Source organism: Nocardioides sp. WJ219 (assembly GCF_058559815.1).
On the sequence record NZ_JBZUJV010000006.1, the window covers coordinates 193,253 to 207,312 of the forward strand.

Here is a 14,060-nt window from a genome sequence, read left to right on the forward strand (position 1 = left end):
GGCCCCTGCCGGTCACCGTCTCTTCGCCTGCGGATGACCGTCGCGGCCCTCGGGCGTTGGCCGAGCACTGGGTGAATGCGGTCGCCCCGCGTTCGCGGGGCGACCGTCCCCCAGAACGAGGTCACTCCCTGATGTCCCCACTATCCCCCCAGACGCGCCGGCGCGGGCTCCGCACGTCGGTGTCGGCGCTGGTGGCCGCGGTCGTCGGCGTCGGCGCGCTCGGCGTCCTGCCGACCAGCCCGGCCCACGCTGCCGCCCCGGCGCCCACCACGGCGTCCACCACCGCGCGCACCGCGGCCCCGGCCGCCGACGACTCGATCGCCCTGACCGACGAGACCGAGCCCATCGGGCCCGGGATCACGCTGCGCCACCTCACCACGGTGACGCCCCGCGGCTGGTACGACCAGCAGGTCCTCTCGGTCGACCTCTCCGACCCGGCCGTCACCAGTGACCTCCTCGCGGGCGAGCACGTCACCGACCGCGCCCCGATCTCCACCAAGGCCGACGCGGCCGGTGCGGTCGCGGCCGTCAACGGCGACTTCTTCGACATCAGCAACTCCGGTGCGCCGCTGGGCGCCGAGGTGCGCAACGGCGAGCTGCTCAAGTCGTCCGACCACGGCAGCTGGACCCACGTCGGGGTGGGCCAGGACGGCCTCGGCCGGGCCGTCGACATGGCGCTGCAGGCATCGGCGACCCTGCGCGGCACCGTCCACCCCGTGATCTCGCTCAACGCGTCCAATACCCTCGCCGGGACGCCGGCCGGCGCGATCGTCGCCTTCACCTCCGGCTGGGGCGGGGCCAGCCGGGCCATCGCCGTCAACGGGTCGCAGGACGTCGCCTCGGTGCTGGTCCAGGACGGCACCGTCGTCTCCGTCGACGCCCGGGCGGCCGGCAGCGGGCAGATCCCCGACGGCGCGTTCGTGCTCGTCGGCCGCGAGGCCGGGGCCGCCGCCATCCGGGCGCTCGCACCCGGGGACGCGGCGAGCCTGACCTACGGGCTGAGCGACGCCGTCGCCCGACAGATGAAGTTCGTCGTCGGCTCCAACCGCGAGCTGGTGCGCGACGGCGTCGCCCGTCCCGACTCCGAGCTCGACAACGACGTGCACCCGCGCACCGTCATCGGGTTCAAGGACGGCGGCCGCACCATGCTGCTGGTCACCAACGACGGACGCCAGTCACCGATCCTCGGCATGACGATGCGTGAGCTGGCGGCGTTCATGGTCGACCAGGGCGCCGAGGCCGCCTGGAACCTCGACGGCGGCGGCTCCACGACCATGGTCGCCCGCCCGCTGGGCGACTCCCGGGTCACCGTGCGCAACAAGCCCTCCGACGGCAGCGAGCGGCTCGACCCCAACGGGGTCGGCGTCTTCGTCACGCCCGGCTCGGGCCGGGCGGAGGAGCTCGTGCTCACCCCGGGGCCCGACGACGCGGCGGTCTTCCCCGGGATGCACCGCACCCTGACGGCCAAGGCCGTCGACGACCACCTGACGCCGGTGCCGCTCGCGCGTGGCGACGTCCGGTGGAGCACCTCGGCCGGGTCGATCGACAACGGACTCCTCGCCGCGCCCCGCGACGCCGAGGGCACCCTCACCGTGCGGGGCACCGCCGACGGCGCCATGGGCACCACGCGGGTCGAGGTGCTGGGCGACCTGCACGCCCTCGAGCTCTCCTCGAGCCGCGTCTCCATCGCCGACCCCGTGCCGGCCAACGCCGTCACCGTCCGCGTGACCGGCCGGGACGCCCAGGGCTTCACCGCGCCCATCGAGACAGCCGACCTCGAGCTCGACTACGACCGCGACGTCGTCCGCATCCAGCCCGCTGCCACCGGCCTGCGGGTCACCCCGCTCCGCGACGGTGGCACCGTCCTGGTCGCCACCGCCGGTGACCAGTCGGTGAGGCTCCCGATCACCGTGGGCGTGCAGACCGTGCGCCCCTACGCCTTCGACGACGCCGACACCGTCCCCGGCCGGTGGACGCCGAACGGCACCGCCGGCGGGATCACCGCCATCGCCGACGACCCGCAGGGCCTGCGTGTGGAGTTCAAGGCCACCCGCAACAAGGGCATCACGGCCGCCGGCGTCGTGGCTCGCGGCGTCGACATCCCGGGTCAGCCGCTCCGGGTCCGGCTCAAGGTCAAGTCCGACGTGTTCGTCCCGGCCTCGCTGACCTACGCCGGCTTCTTCGACGCCGCCGGCGCGTCGCACGGCCTCTACGGCACCGGCATCCAGCCGCTCGGCATCGGTGCGTCCGACCCGTGGCAGCAGGTCACCTTCACGCTGCCGGCCAGCGGCGTGACCTACCCGATCCGCTTCAACTCCTTCCAGGGCATCAACACCGCCGTGGCCGAGCAGAAGGCCGGCGCCTTCATCATCGGCGGCCTCGAGGCCGATGTGCCGTCGGAGATCGTGCTCCCCGCCGAGGAGCCGCTGCGCTCCGACCCGTTGTTCTCCGCGGACGGGCGGGCCGACGAGGACGCCGACTGGACCTTCGCCACGCTCTCCGACGTGCAGTTCACCGCGACGTCGCCCGACCTGACCAAGGTCGCCGTCGCCGCGCTGGCGCGGATCCGGCGCGAGCAGCCCGACCTCGTCGTGCTCAACGGCGACATCATCGACCGGGGCCTGCCCGAGGACGTCGCCCTTGCCCGGCAGACCCTCGAGGAGGGTGGCTGCGACCTGATCGCCGTCGGCGAGGAGCCCGCGGCCGACAGCACGCCGGACCACACCACGGGGACCATCCCCTGCTACTACGTGCCCGGCAACCACGAGTCCTACGGCGCCGGCAACGTGCAGTCGACCCTGGACGCGTGGGAGGCGGAGTTCGGTCAGCCGTACCGCACGTTCGACCACAAGGGCACCCGGTTCGTCCTGCTCAACAGCGCCCTGGGCAACCTGCGGAGCTCCGATTGGGACCAGCTGCCGATGCTGCGCGACGCCCTCGCCGACGCCGCCACCGACGAGGCCGTCGACAACGTGATGGTCTTCGCCCACCACCCCGTCGAGGACCCGGCCGTCACCGACTCCAGCCAGCTGACCGACCGCATCGAGGTGCGCCTGGTCAAGCAGCTGCTCTCGGACTTCCGCCGCGACAGCGACAAGGGCGTCGCCATGGTCGGCTCGCACGCGCAGATCACCCACGTGGGCCGCGAGGAGGGCGTGCCCTACGTCGTGCTGCCGTCGTCGGGCAAGTCGCCGTACGGCACCCCCGACCGGGGCGGCATCACCGGCTGGCTCGAGTGGAGCGTCGACCGCGACGCGAGCGCGGCCCAGCAGTGGCTCACCGCCGACGTCAAGGCGTTCTCGCAGGAGACCGTCGTCGAGGCGCCGGAGTCGCTCGAGGTGGGTCAGACCGCCACGGTCAGCGGCCACCTGGTGCAGCCCTCCGGCGTCGCCACCGGCAGCCGCGTCGTCCCGCTGGCCTACCCCCTCTCGACGGAGTGGTCCGGTGACGAGGGCCTCGCCGTCGGCTCTGGCGCCGACGCCGTCGAGGCGGCCCGAGACGCGCGCAAGGTCGCGATCCTCGACCCCGAGACCCGTCTGCTGACGGCGCTGCGCACCGGCTCGGTCACCCTGCGGGTCACCAGCGAGTCGATGCGCGAGCTGACCGACGAGGCGTCGCTGGCGCCCGTCGTCGGCGAGCGCACCGTCCAGGTCGTCGCCTCCTCGGGTCCCGGCCCGCGGGTCGACGCGCCGGCGCCGGTCTTCCCGACCCAGCCGGTCGCCACCATCGGGGTCGGCCAGGCCGTGACCGTCACCAACACCGGCGACCAGCCGCTGCGGGTCACCGACGTCGCCATCCGCGCCACCGGCACCAGCCCGGCCGGTGAGTTCGTGCTCGCCGGCGAGGACTGCGTCCGGGGTGAGATCGCCCCGGGGGCGTCCTGCGCCGTGCTGGTCCGGTTCTCGCCCTCGAAGGCGTCGGTCACCTCGACGGCCGAGCTGGTGCTCGTCACCAACACCGCGGAGGGTCGCGTCGAGGTGCCGCTCACGGGCCTCAGCACCGTGCTGCCGGCCGGTGAGCCGGGCGAGACCGGTCCCCAGGGTCCCCAGGGTCCGCAGGGTCCGCAGGGGCCGCAGGGGCCGCAGGGTCCGCAGGGCCCGGGCGGTGAGTCCGGTACGCCGGGCGCGACCGGTCCCCAGGGTCCGCAGGGTCCCCAAGGCCCGCAGGGTCCGCAGGGTCCGCAGGGCCCCCCGGGCAGCGGTGGTCCGCGCGGGCTGAGCGCCCCGGGCGGCAAGGTCGCCCGGGTGACCTGCGCTGTCCGTCCGGCCCGAGCCGCGCGGCCGATCCGCTGCCGGGTGGCGTACCGCACGGTCGCGGAGCGCCGCACGGTCGTCACCCGCAACGGCGCGGTCCACGCCCGCGGCCGCCTGGGTGACCTGCGCACGGTCCGGCCGCTGACCGCCGGCACCTACCGGCTGCGCGTGTGGCGCACCGCGTCGGACGTCGAGGCGCTCGTGCTCGTCGTGCGCAGGAACGGCCGCGTGGTCGTCCGCTGAGGCCGGGGCGGGGGTGCCGGCGACGACGTCGGCACCCTCGCCCTCCCACCGGCACGACGACGGCGTGCCGTCGCGCCGGGTTCGTCCGGACGGCATCTACCAGGGTCGCGAGAGCACCGCTCTCGTGGCTCTGTGACCCGACCCGCGCGCCTTGCCGAGGCGCCTTCGCCCGGGCCTTCTCGGGCTCGTCTCCTGGTCCGCGGTTTGGTCCGCGGTTTGGTCCCCGGTTTGGTCCGCGGACTGTCCGGTGCCGCGGCGAGCGTGACCCATGATCGAACACATGACGGTTCCTTCGACCATGGGAGCTGCCGCCGCCGAGCGGTGCGACGACTTCGGGTGGCACCCACGCGGGCGCGTCGACCCGTCCCTCGTCGCGGAGATCGCTCAGCACCCGCGGTTCGGCATGGGCCACGCCTGGTCCCGTTCCGCCGGCTACAGCCTCACCACGGCGCCGTCTCGCACCTACCTGGTGCTGACGATGGAGGGCGGGTTCGAGTTCGACGTCGACGGCTCCCCGGTCATCACCGAGCCCGGGTCGCTGATCCTCCTCGACGGTGAGACGCCCACCACGACACGCACCCTGCGAGACACCGCCCGCTTCGTCTGGCACATCCAACCGACCATGCTGGGCCCCAGCCGGTCCCGGTTCGGGTACGGCGAACCCATCGCAACGGGCGGCACGACCGTCCGAGCGCTGACGTCGATGACCAACGCCCTCCTCGCCGCCCCGACTCCCTCGAGCGAGGTGGTGCTGCGCCACCACGCGCTCGCCTTCGAGAACCTCCTCGTCGCGGTCCTGGAAGAAGCGGGACAGCAGCGGCACGACGGCACCCACCGCGACGGACTGTTCATGGCCGCCATGGCCGCGATCGAGGCCCACTTCCACGACCCCGCGTTCACCGTCTCGCGCCTCGCCAAGGAGCTCTCCGTCAGCGTCCGAACACTGCACGACACGTTCCAGAGCATCGGCAGCACCCCCCGGCGGGAGATCGAACGCCGCCGCATCACCGAGGCCAACCAGCTCTCCGCCACCCAGGTCATCCCCGGCGCAGACATCGCCGCACGCGCGGGGTTCACCTCGGCACGACAGCTCACCCGGGCGCTCAGCCGCGCAGCCACGGTTCCCCAGTAACCGAACCCGAGCTCCCGCACCACCCCCGCCCCGCCGCCCCTCGGTGAGCGGGGCAGTCCCCAGCTCGGGAGCGGTCGGGAGAGTCACCGACGCCGCAGACCGACGGCGCGAGCCGGCCGGCGCGGACGACGAACGTGCCGTCGCTGCTGCACGTGGCGCGCCCGATGGCGGCGACGGGCCCGTGTCGCGCACGCAGGTTTCCCGCTGCTCGTCTCGTTTGTGCAGGACGGAGCGTCATTTTCTGCAGACTTCGCCTCCCCGGGCTGAGGAACACCCCATCTGGCTCTTGACTGAGCGGGTCCCACCCGTCCCACCGTCTGTGCGCTCAGTCGCTCGGGGTCACCCGAGCTCCTTTCCCCCCTCCAGGAGAGCCCCCCATGTCTTCGCTCCCTCCACCCGTCCCTGACCGACACCCACGGCGCAGCACGCCGCTGCGTCGTGGCTTGACCGTCGTGCTCGCGTTCGTGCTGGCCCTGGCCGGCATCACCGCTCTCGCCGGGCCCGCCGCGGCGGCCCCCGTCTACGAGATCAACGGCCGGTGGATCGATGCGCCGGCGACCATCACCCGCGGTACCCCGGTGACGGCGGAGTGGCGGATCAACATCAACGACGACCAACCGGCCCCGTCCAACGACCCGGTGGACAACGTCACCGCGACCTTCACGGTCGACAACGCCTTCTTCGACGGCATCCCGGACATGTGCAAGACCACCGGCGTGACGCCGGCGTCGAGCCTCAACGCCGAGAAGACGGAGCTGACCTGCAACTTCGGCACGGTCGACATGGGCACCGCGCTGGTGCTGCAGACCCCGGTGATCGCCAGCGGCAATACCGGTGAGGAGATCGTCCTCGACGGCACCAGCCCCAGTGGCGAGAACGTCGAGCTGCCGCCCGTGCTGATCCGCAACCCGTTCCAGATGGACATGGTGTTCGCGGGCACGTCGTCGTACGAGGCCTGGGACGACGTGCGCACCCCGACCTACGTGGACGTCGACTTCAACTGGTCGCTGCGGCTCGGCAACGGCTCGGACCCCGGCCCCCAGACCGTGAGCTACCGACTCAACCTCGTCGACTCCAACGGTCGCCCGGTCCAGATCGGCACTCACCCCGACGACCTCGGCGTGCCGGCCAACCATGGCCAGCGGGGCTGCCTGAACAACGACATGGCCCAGGCGGACGGGCACCCGTTCTCCACGGTGCCCAGCGCCCCGACGCACACGAACTTCGTGGATTCATGCACGCTGACTCCGGTCGCCGGCCAGCCGGGTGTCTTCACGCTGACGCTGAGCGGGATCGACTACTCGCTGGTGAACTCCCCGGTCCGGGACTCGTTCAACAACCCGCTCCCGCCCAACTGGGACTACGTCGCGGCCGGCAAGCTCTGGATCCGCGTGCTGACGGATGAAGGGGGTTCGGTGCGCCTGACCTCGAACGCGCCGACCTACACCGCGCCGACCGGCCAGACCTCGACTGACCTGCCCGGCAACAACACCGCCAACAAGCCCTACACGCTGCCCGGCGGGTTCAGCCACGCCTGGATCCGGCAGCTGACCGGCAACGGCGGGTCGCCGTGGGATGACTCCTACCGGGTCGCCGCCGGCACCCGGGTCTGGAGCCAGACCAACAACGCCTTGGTCAATGACGCCGTGCCGGGCACCGCCTCCTACGGCAGCTGCTCGGTCCTCGACACCCAGCACGTCGACCTCGACCCGACCGTCCCCCTCGACTTCTGGGTCCTACCTAGCGACGGCAACCAGTACCGGCAGCTGGACGGTCCGCCTGCGGGCGGCGTGGTGGAGTACTACACCGGCGCCACGGGCGACCCCAGCCTGTTCAACTGCGGCACCGGCACCTGGTCCGCCACCCAGCCGGCGAACCCCGCGGCAATCACGGCCGTGCGGCTCACCTTCCCGCACTCGGCGTTCACCGCTGAGGACGCACGCCTGTTCCAGATGCGCGTCCCGATGCGGATCGAGGCCGACGTGCCGACGGGCCAGGACGTCTGGACCTTCGGCTCGTACAAGCGCAACAACACCTGGGTGACGGCGGTCTACCCCGAGCCGGGCATCACGCCCACGCCTGACTACCGGTACCCGTTCACCAACGGCTACCGCGACGTGCTCGTGGTGGTGCTGGCCAACCCCGTCATCCGGAAGAACTCGGCACAGAACACGGTGACCCCGGGCGTGCCGGCCCAGTTCACGCTGACCTACTCGGCCACGGGGACGGGCACCATCCCGCCAGAGGTCGACGGATACCGGATCGTGGACACCCTCCCGCAGGGGATGACGTACGTCTCCGGCTCCGCGTCCCCGGAGCCGGTGGTGACCACCAACGCCCAGGGCCAGCAGGTGCTGACCTGGACCCTGAACGACGTCACCACCAACACCCAGCACCCGCTGGTCTACGAGGCGGTGGCCGACAACACCATCGCCCCGGGCACGGCGCTGACCAACACGGCTGTGTCCAGCCTGGCCGGCGAGGACTCCGCGCCGGCGAGCAAGACGGTGACGACGACCACCAACGGCTACACGGTGATCTCCAAGACCGCCGACACCCCGTTCATCCCGAACATCGACGGCTCGGGTGATGGTGAGGGCGTGTGGTCGGTGACCCTGCGTTCGTTCGACCCGCTGCCGCAGGCCTTCACCGACACCATCGACATCCTCCCGTGGGAGGGCGACCAGCGGGGCACCGACTTCGACGGTGACTACTCGTTGGCCGCGGTCGAGCCGGTGGCCGGATCGACGGTGTACTACACGACGGCCGACCCGGCGACGCTGAGCGATGACCCGGCCGCCCCGGCCAACGGTGCGCCCAACGCGCCGTCGGCGCTGTGGTCGACGACGTTCACCCCCGACGCCACCGCGGTGCGCGTCGTGGGCCCGCAGCTCGCCCCGGGCGCGTCCCAGCAGTTCAAGGTCCGGATCGCCACCGACGGTGCGTCCCCGCAGGACCTGTACGTCAACCGCGCCCAGGCCCGCACCAGCCACACTGCGCTGGCGATGCGGACCTCGGAGCCGATGACGATGGCGTTCTACTACGCCGCCACCATCAAGAAGTACGTCCAGGACCGCCAGGGCCGCTGGCGCGACGCGCAGGACGTGGCCGACTACCCGACGTTCCGCTACGGCGACACCGTCAAGTACCGGATCGTGGTGACCAACGTCGGTCAGGGCACGCTGAACAACTTCCAGGTCGTCGACGACCAGCGGCCCGACCTGGGCAACTTCACCGTGGCCTCCCTGGCTGCCGGTGAGTCGGAGTCCCACGAGTTCTCCTTCGTCCTGACCCCGGCGACCAACGGCACCGTGGTGAACACCGCCTCGGCCACCACCGACCCGCCGCCGGACGCGCCGCCGCCGACGATCCCGCCGGACCCGGCCGGGTTCGAGGTGGCCAACTACAAGACGGTGAAGTCCTCTGACCCCAAGCCCACCTCGCCGGTGGCGCCGGGGGAGAAGATCAACTACACGATCACCGTCACCCAGCAGGGCAGTGCCCCTGCCGAGGCCGAGTTCACCGACGACATGGCCAAGGTCCTCGACGACGCCCGCTACAACGGCGACGTCAAGGCCTCGATCGGGACCGCGCGGTTCCGGAACGGGATCATGACCTGGAGCGGCACCATCCCGGTCGGCGGCGTCGCCAAGATCACCTACTCGGTGACCGTGCGGGGTGCCAAGCAGGGCAACGGCACCCTGGTCAACCCGGTGGCCTCCCCAGGGTGTGCGGTCCAGGACGGCCAGACCGTGGGCTGTGTGACCAGCCACCGGCGCGCGAAGTTCGACCTGGCACTCGACAAGCGCCTGGTCAGCGGCTCCCAGCGGGCCGGCGCCACCGTGAAGTACCAGCTCGTGGTGAGCAGCAAGGGCCCGGACACCGCACCCGGACCGATCACGGTCCTCGACCGGCTCCCCCGCGGGCTGGAGGTGACCTCGGCCCGGGGCAAGGGCTGGGACTGCCGGGTGCGCCTGGGTGCCGACACGGTGACCTGTGTGCGCGACAAGGAGCTGCGCAAGGGTCGCAGCGCGCCGCCGGTGCTCGTGGTCGCCACGGTGGGCAACCCCCGCCTGGGCACCACCAACACCGCCTGCGTGAGCCGGCCCGGTGACAGCAACCCTCGGAACAACTGCGACTCCGTCACCCCGCCGCCGCCGCTGCCCAACACCGGGTTCCGGCAGCAGATCAAGGGACTGTTCTGAGATGACCGGACGAGGACGGACCACACTGCCACTCCGGGCCGTCCTCGCCCCGGTCCTGCCCGTCGTCCTGCCCGTCGTCCTCGCCGTGGTCCTGTCCACGGTGGTCGTGCCGGGCGTCGCACTCGCGGCGCCCGGCCCGGCCGGCGGCGACCGGTCCGCGCAGGCCGGTGACCAGGCCGGTGAGCCGGCCGCGCGGGCCAGCCGGTCAGCCGGGCCCGTCGCCGGCTGCCCCCCAGCCGGCGGCGGGTTCCGGCCCGGCTCGGTCTCCGGCGCGGACATCGGCACCCGCCGGGTCCTGGCCCTGGGACGCGATGGTCGCGGCGTGCCGCGGACCCCGCCCCTGTCCGACCGCGGCAAGTGGCAGTTCGCCTGGGACCGCGACTCCGGCACCCGCCCCGGTGGGCGCCAGGGCGTCGTCCGGCTCAACGCCCACACCTACCCCTACAGCGGCGCCTACGGCTCCGCCCTGGGCAACCAGCTGCTCGCCCGCCTGCACGTCGGCGACCGGCTCGCCGTCACCGGCTCCGGCGACGCCCGCCAGTGCTACAAGGTCGTCCGGCGCCTCCAGGTCCGGCCCACCGCCAGCCGGGCGATGATCGACTACTACGACGACTCCGGCGCGCCGCGGCTGGCGATCCTGGTCTGCTCCGGCCGGCGCCGCGGGCCAGGCGACTGGAGCCACCGCACCATCTGGTTCGCCCAGCCCGTCCCCCGGTAGGCCCTCCCAGCGAGGCAGCGCCGCCTCGACATCGCCGCCCTCCCCCCACGTGCGGCGCCCGTCATCCCGGCCGGCACCAGGCCCGACCTCCAGGACCCCGCCCATGTTCGCCTTCGAGCCCCTCCCACCCGGCGGTGACGCGGTCGCCCCCCGGACCGAGGCGCCGACCACCGAGCCGCCCACCGAGCCGCCCACCGAGCTCGTCGTCATGCCCGTCGACCTCGCCCGGCACCCGAGCCTGACCTCGCTCCTGACCCGGGTCCAGGAAGCGGAGCGGACCGCCTCCGGACCTCACCGTCGGCCCACCTTCCGGCTGATGCGCGACCTGCTGGGTGCCTGCGTGCGCAGCGGCGTGTCCACCCACCAGCTGGCCCACCACCTGGGCACCAGCCCGAGCTCGGTCAGCGCCCGCGCCCGGAGCAGCACCGACGCCACGATGACCGCCCAGCTCATCGAGCAGCTCACCGACCTGACACCAGACCGGCTCGCCGCCCTCGCCCAGCACCGGCTCCCGCCGCTCGCCGACGGCGTCTACGACACCACCGACGTCATCCGCGCCCTCCTCGCCCTGCCCGACGAGAAGCAGGCGTGATCGCTCAGGGGCCCGACCGGGGGGCCCGACCGAGGTCGGCCTCGTCGATCAGGCCGAGCCGCTGCGCGCGGAGCAGGGCCGCCCCGCGGTCGTGGACCCCGAGCTTGCCGTAGACCGAGACCATCTGCTTCTTGATGGTGTTGGTCGAGACGCTGAGGCTCTTGGCGAGGCCGGCGGCCGTGTCGTGGTGCTGGATCTGGCGGAGCACCTCCAGCTCACGCTGCGAGAGCCGCACGAGGTCGGCCCGGGCGGGGTAGACCGGGCGCGCACCGTCGAGCGCCGCGTCGGTGTCGGGGTCGAGCGCCAGGCCGGTCGAGCGGAGGAGGTCGTCGCGCACGTCGCCGGGCAGTCGGAGCCACACCTGGCGGTTGGCCGTCTCGGCGCTGAGCGCGTGGGCACGCACGAAGCTCTCCTCGGCGCGCTCGTTGTCCCCCAGGGCGTGCCAGGCGGCAGCGGCGATCACCAGGATCTCGAGCCGGTCGCGCGCGTGGACGTCGTCGCGCCACGTGCCGGCGACCGCCAGCCGGCCGGCCCGCGTCGGGTCGCCGGTCATCAGGTGGAACCGGGCGGCCGGCACCGACAGCCAGGGCGGCAGCGGGCCGTCGCCGGCGAGGCGGGGCTCGAGGCGGTTGACCTCGCCCATGGCCAGCAGCAGCTCGGCACTGCAGCGCTCGAACACCTGGGTCGCCAGGTCGTGGGCGCTGGTGAGGTGTCGGACGCGCACCCGGGCGAGGTGGTCGAGCCGGAAGAGCATCGCGGCCGGGTCGCCGAACAGCATCTCGTGGTGCACCTGCACCACCATCATGACGGGCCAGAGGCCGCTCGCCTCCGACCCGAACGGGACGTCGGCGAGCTCGGCCGCGGCGGTGCCCGCGTCGAGGTTGTCCAGGGCGAGGGTGGCCCGCGCCAGGCGGGCCGGCAGCTCGGCGAGGCCGGTGGCCCAGTGCCCGGCCGTCTCGGCGGACCCGTGCCGGCGCAACCACTCCCGGGCGTCGGCGTGCTGCCCGCTGATCGCGTGCATCACCGCGAGCAGCCCGGCCGCGCCGGCGCCGAGGAGGGTGCGCGGGCCCACCTGGTGGGCGGTGGTGGCCGCGGCGAGGGCCTCGCCGTGCTCCCCGCTCTGCAGCTGCGTGACCGCGTTCTGCAGGTGGAACCACGCCACCTGCGAGCCGTGCAGGCGACCCGGCTCGAGCAGGCGCGCCCGGCCCAGCTCGCGGCTCACGTCGACGCCGAGCTGGCGCGCCTCGGGCAGGCGCCCCTCGGTGCGGTGGGCGACCATGCCTGCCGTGAGCATCTCGGCGAGCAGCGTGGGGCTGGTGACCTCGTGCCGCCGGCGTACGGCGTCGGTGCCGGCCTGGGTGTAGTGCTGCAGCAGCGCCTCGGTGCGGGCCGTCCACCCCAGGTCGCGCGTGGCGCCGAGCGCCTCGCTCAAGGCCGTGGCCATGCCCAGCTCGGGATGGGTCTCCAGGACGGCCGGGGGAACCGCGGCGTAGGCCGCCTCGAACGCCTCCGGGTCGGCGCCGGCGAGCGACCAGCCCCGCTCGACCCAGAGCTCGGCGAGCATGGTCCAGTCGGCGGCGGCCCGCACGTGCCGCAGCAGCTGGGTGGAGCCGGCGACGCTGCGCTCGGCGGTGAGGGCCAGCGCGACGGCGCGGTGGGTGGCGCGGGCGCTGTCGGGGTCGGTGCCCCGGAACGCGTCGAGCAGGGTGTGGCGGACGAGCTCGGGGAAGCGCCACTCGGACCGGCCGTCGCGCCGCGAGGACTGCCACAGGAGTCCCTCCCGCTCGAGGAGGGCCAGGCCCTCGAGCGCGGCCGAGGTGGGGGCGCCGTCGTCCATCAGCACCGCCGCCATCTCGGCGTCGAGGCGGTCGGGGACGGCGAACCGCATCGCCATCGCGAGCTCGGCGGTGTCGACGAGGTCGGGCAGCACCCGGCTGAGCAGGAACTGCTGGGCGGTGCGGGTGACGAGACCCTCCGACCAGGACGGCGTCGCGTCCAGCACCAGGCGCAGCGGGAGCAGCCAGCCACCGACCAGTGAGTGCAGCCGGCGTCCGGCCTCGGCGGTGAGGGGGTGACCCCACGCCTCGGCGAGGGCGGCGACCTCGTCGGGGGCGACGGCCACGTCGCTCCCGCGCAGCACGTTGGTCTCGACGGAGTGCCGGGCGGCGGCCTCCTCGAGCTGGTGGTCGGGCTCGGTCGCCAGCACCAGGTGCAGGTGGCCCACGTCGTCGAGGAGCCGCAGGAGCGCATCGAGGGCCCTCGGGTGCTGCAGGCGGTGGGCGTCGTCGACCACGACGAGGACCGGCCGCTCGCCGCGCGCCACCTCCTCGACCCACCCCGGTCGGCCGGCGGAGGACCGACCGGTCGCCGGCCGCACGGCGCCGTCGCGCACGAGTCCCCGGTGCACGAGCACCATCAGGGCCGCGGGGTCGTCGGCCTCGGCGCCCGCCTTGACCCACACCACGTGGCTCCCGGCCGCCCGCTGGGTCCGAGCCCACTCGGCGACCAGCGTGGTCTTGCCGAACCCGGGCAGCGCCTCGACGATCGTCAGCGGCGCGAGCCGGTCGAGCCGCCGCAGCTGGCGCACCCGGGGCACGAGTCGTCCGGACACCCGCGGGAAGGAGAGCAGGTCCGGCCGGTCCGGTGGGTCGTCGACGTCGTCGCCGTCACCGTGGTGCACGTGCCGCAGTGCGGCTTCGTCCTCCGGCCACGTGTCCCCATACACGTCGCTCACAGGGGGTACCACTCCTCTCCTCCGGCAGCGCCCCCCAGCGCCACGCCAGCGTCACTCGGACAAGTGGTCCCCCGGAGCCGCGCCCCGGAAACACCTCTTGCCCGAGCCCACATTCTCCGGGTGGGTCGGCGGAATGTCATGGAGCCGCGCGGACCAAGGACCGGACCATCCGCGGACCACCCG

6 protein-coding genes are annotated in these 14,060 nt (G+C 73.4%); 5 read left to right on the forward strand and 1 reads right to left on the reverse strand.

Features of this window, described 5'->3' with window-relative positions; genetic code table 11:
- The first annotated feature begins 131 nt into the window (after positions 1-131).
- The 5 genes from AC4MBH_RS15795 (at position 132) to AC4MBH_RS15815 (ending at position 11,143) form a co-directional block, all read left to right on the forward strand.
- Complete coding sequence (locus AC4MBH_RS15795) at positions 132-4,496, forward strand: phosphodiester glycosidase family protein (protein WP_491795863.1); 4,365 nt, start codon at positions 132-134, stop codon at positions 4,494-4,496.
- 280 nt (positions 4,497-4,776) lie between these two features.
- Positions 4,777-5,628, forward strand: coding sequence for a helix-turn-helix domain-containing protein (locus AC4MBH_RS15800; protein WP_491795864.1), 852 nt, complete (start codon positions 4,777-4,779; stop codon positions 5,626-5,628).
- Between the two features lie 452 nt (positions 5,629-6,080).
- The gene (locus AC4MBH_RS15805; protein ID WP_491796154.1) at positions 6,081-9,833 is read left to right on the forward strand and encodes a DUF7927 domain-containing protein; all 3,753 of its coding nucleotides are present in this window, start codon (positions 6,081-6,083) and stop codon (positions 9,831-9,833) included.
- A gap of 1 nt (position 9,834) precedes the next feature.
- Positions 9,835-10,551, forward strand: coding sequence for a class F sortase (locus AC4MBH_RS15810; RefSeq protein ID WP_491795865.1), 717 nt, complete (start codon positions 9,835-9,837; stop codon positions 10,549-10,551).
- A 103-nt stretch (positions 10,552-10,654) separates the two neighbouring features.
- Positions 10,655-11,143, forward strand: coding sequence for a hypothetical protein (locus tag AC4MBH_RS15815; protein ID WP_491795866.1), 489 nt, complete (start codon positions 10,655-10,657; stop codon positions 11,141-11,143).
- Positions 11,144-11,147: 4 nt separating this feature from the next.
- Here AC4MBH_RS15815 and AC4MBH_RS15820 read toward each other — a convergent pair whose 3' ends face one another.
- Entirely contained in the window at positions 11,148-13,877 is a 2,730-nt protein-coding gene (locus AC4MBH_RS15820) for an AAA family ATPase (protein WP_491795867.1), read from the reverse strand.
- Positions 13,878-14,060: the final 183 nt, after the last annotated feature.

Bases quoted from the DNA above. Each gene is read 5' to 3' on its own strand.
- AC4MBH_RS15800 (WP_491795864.1), top strand. From the start codon at position 4,777: ATGACGGTTCCTTCGACCATGGGAGCTGCCGCCGCCGAGCGGTGCGAC.
- AC4MBH_RS15815 (WP_491795866.1), top strand. From the start codon at position 10,655: ATGTTCGCCTTCGAGCCCCTCCCACCCGGCGGTGACGCGGTCGCCCCC.
- AC4MBH_RS15810 (WP_491795865.1), top strand. From the start codon at position 9,835: ATGACCGGACGAGGACGGACCACACTGCCACTCCGGGCCGTCCTCGCC.
- AC4MBH_RS15795 (WP_491795863.1), top strand. From the start codon at position 132: ATGTCCCCACTATCCCCCCAGACGCGCCGGCGCGGGCTCCGCACGTCG.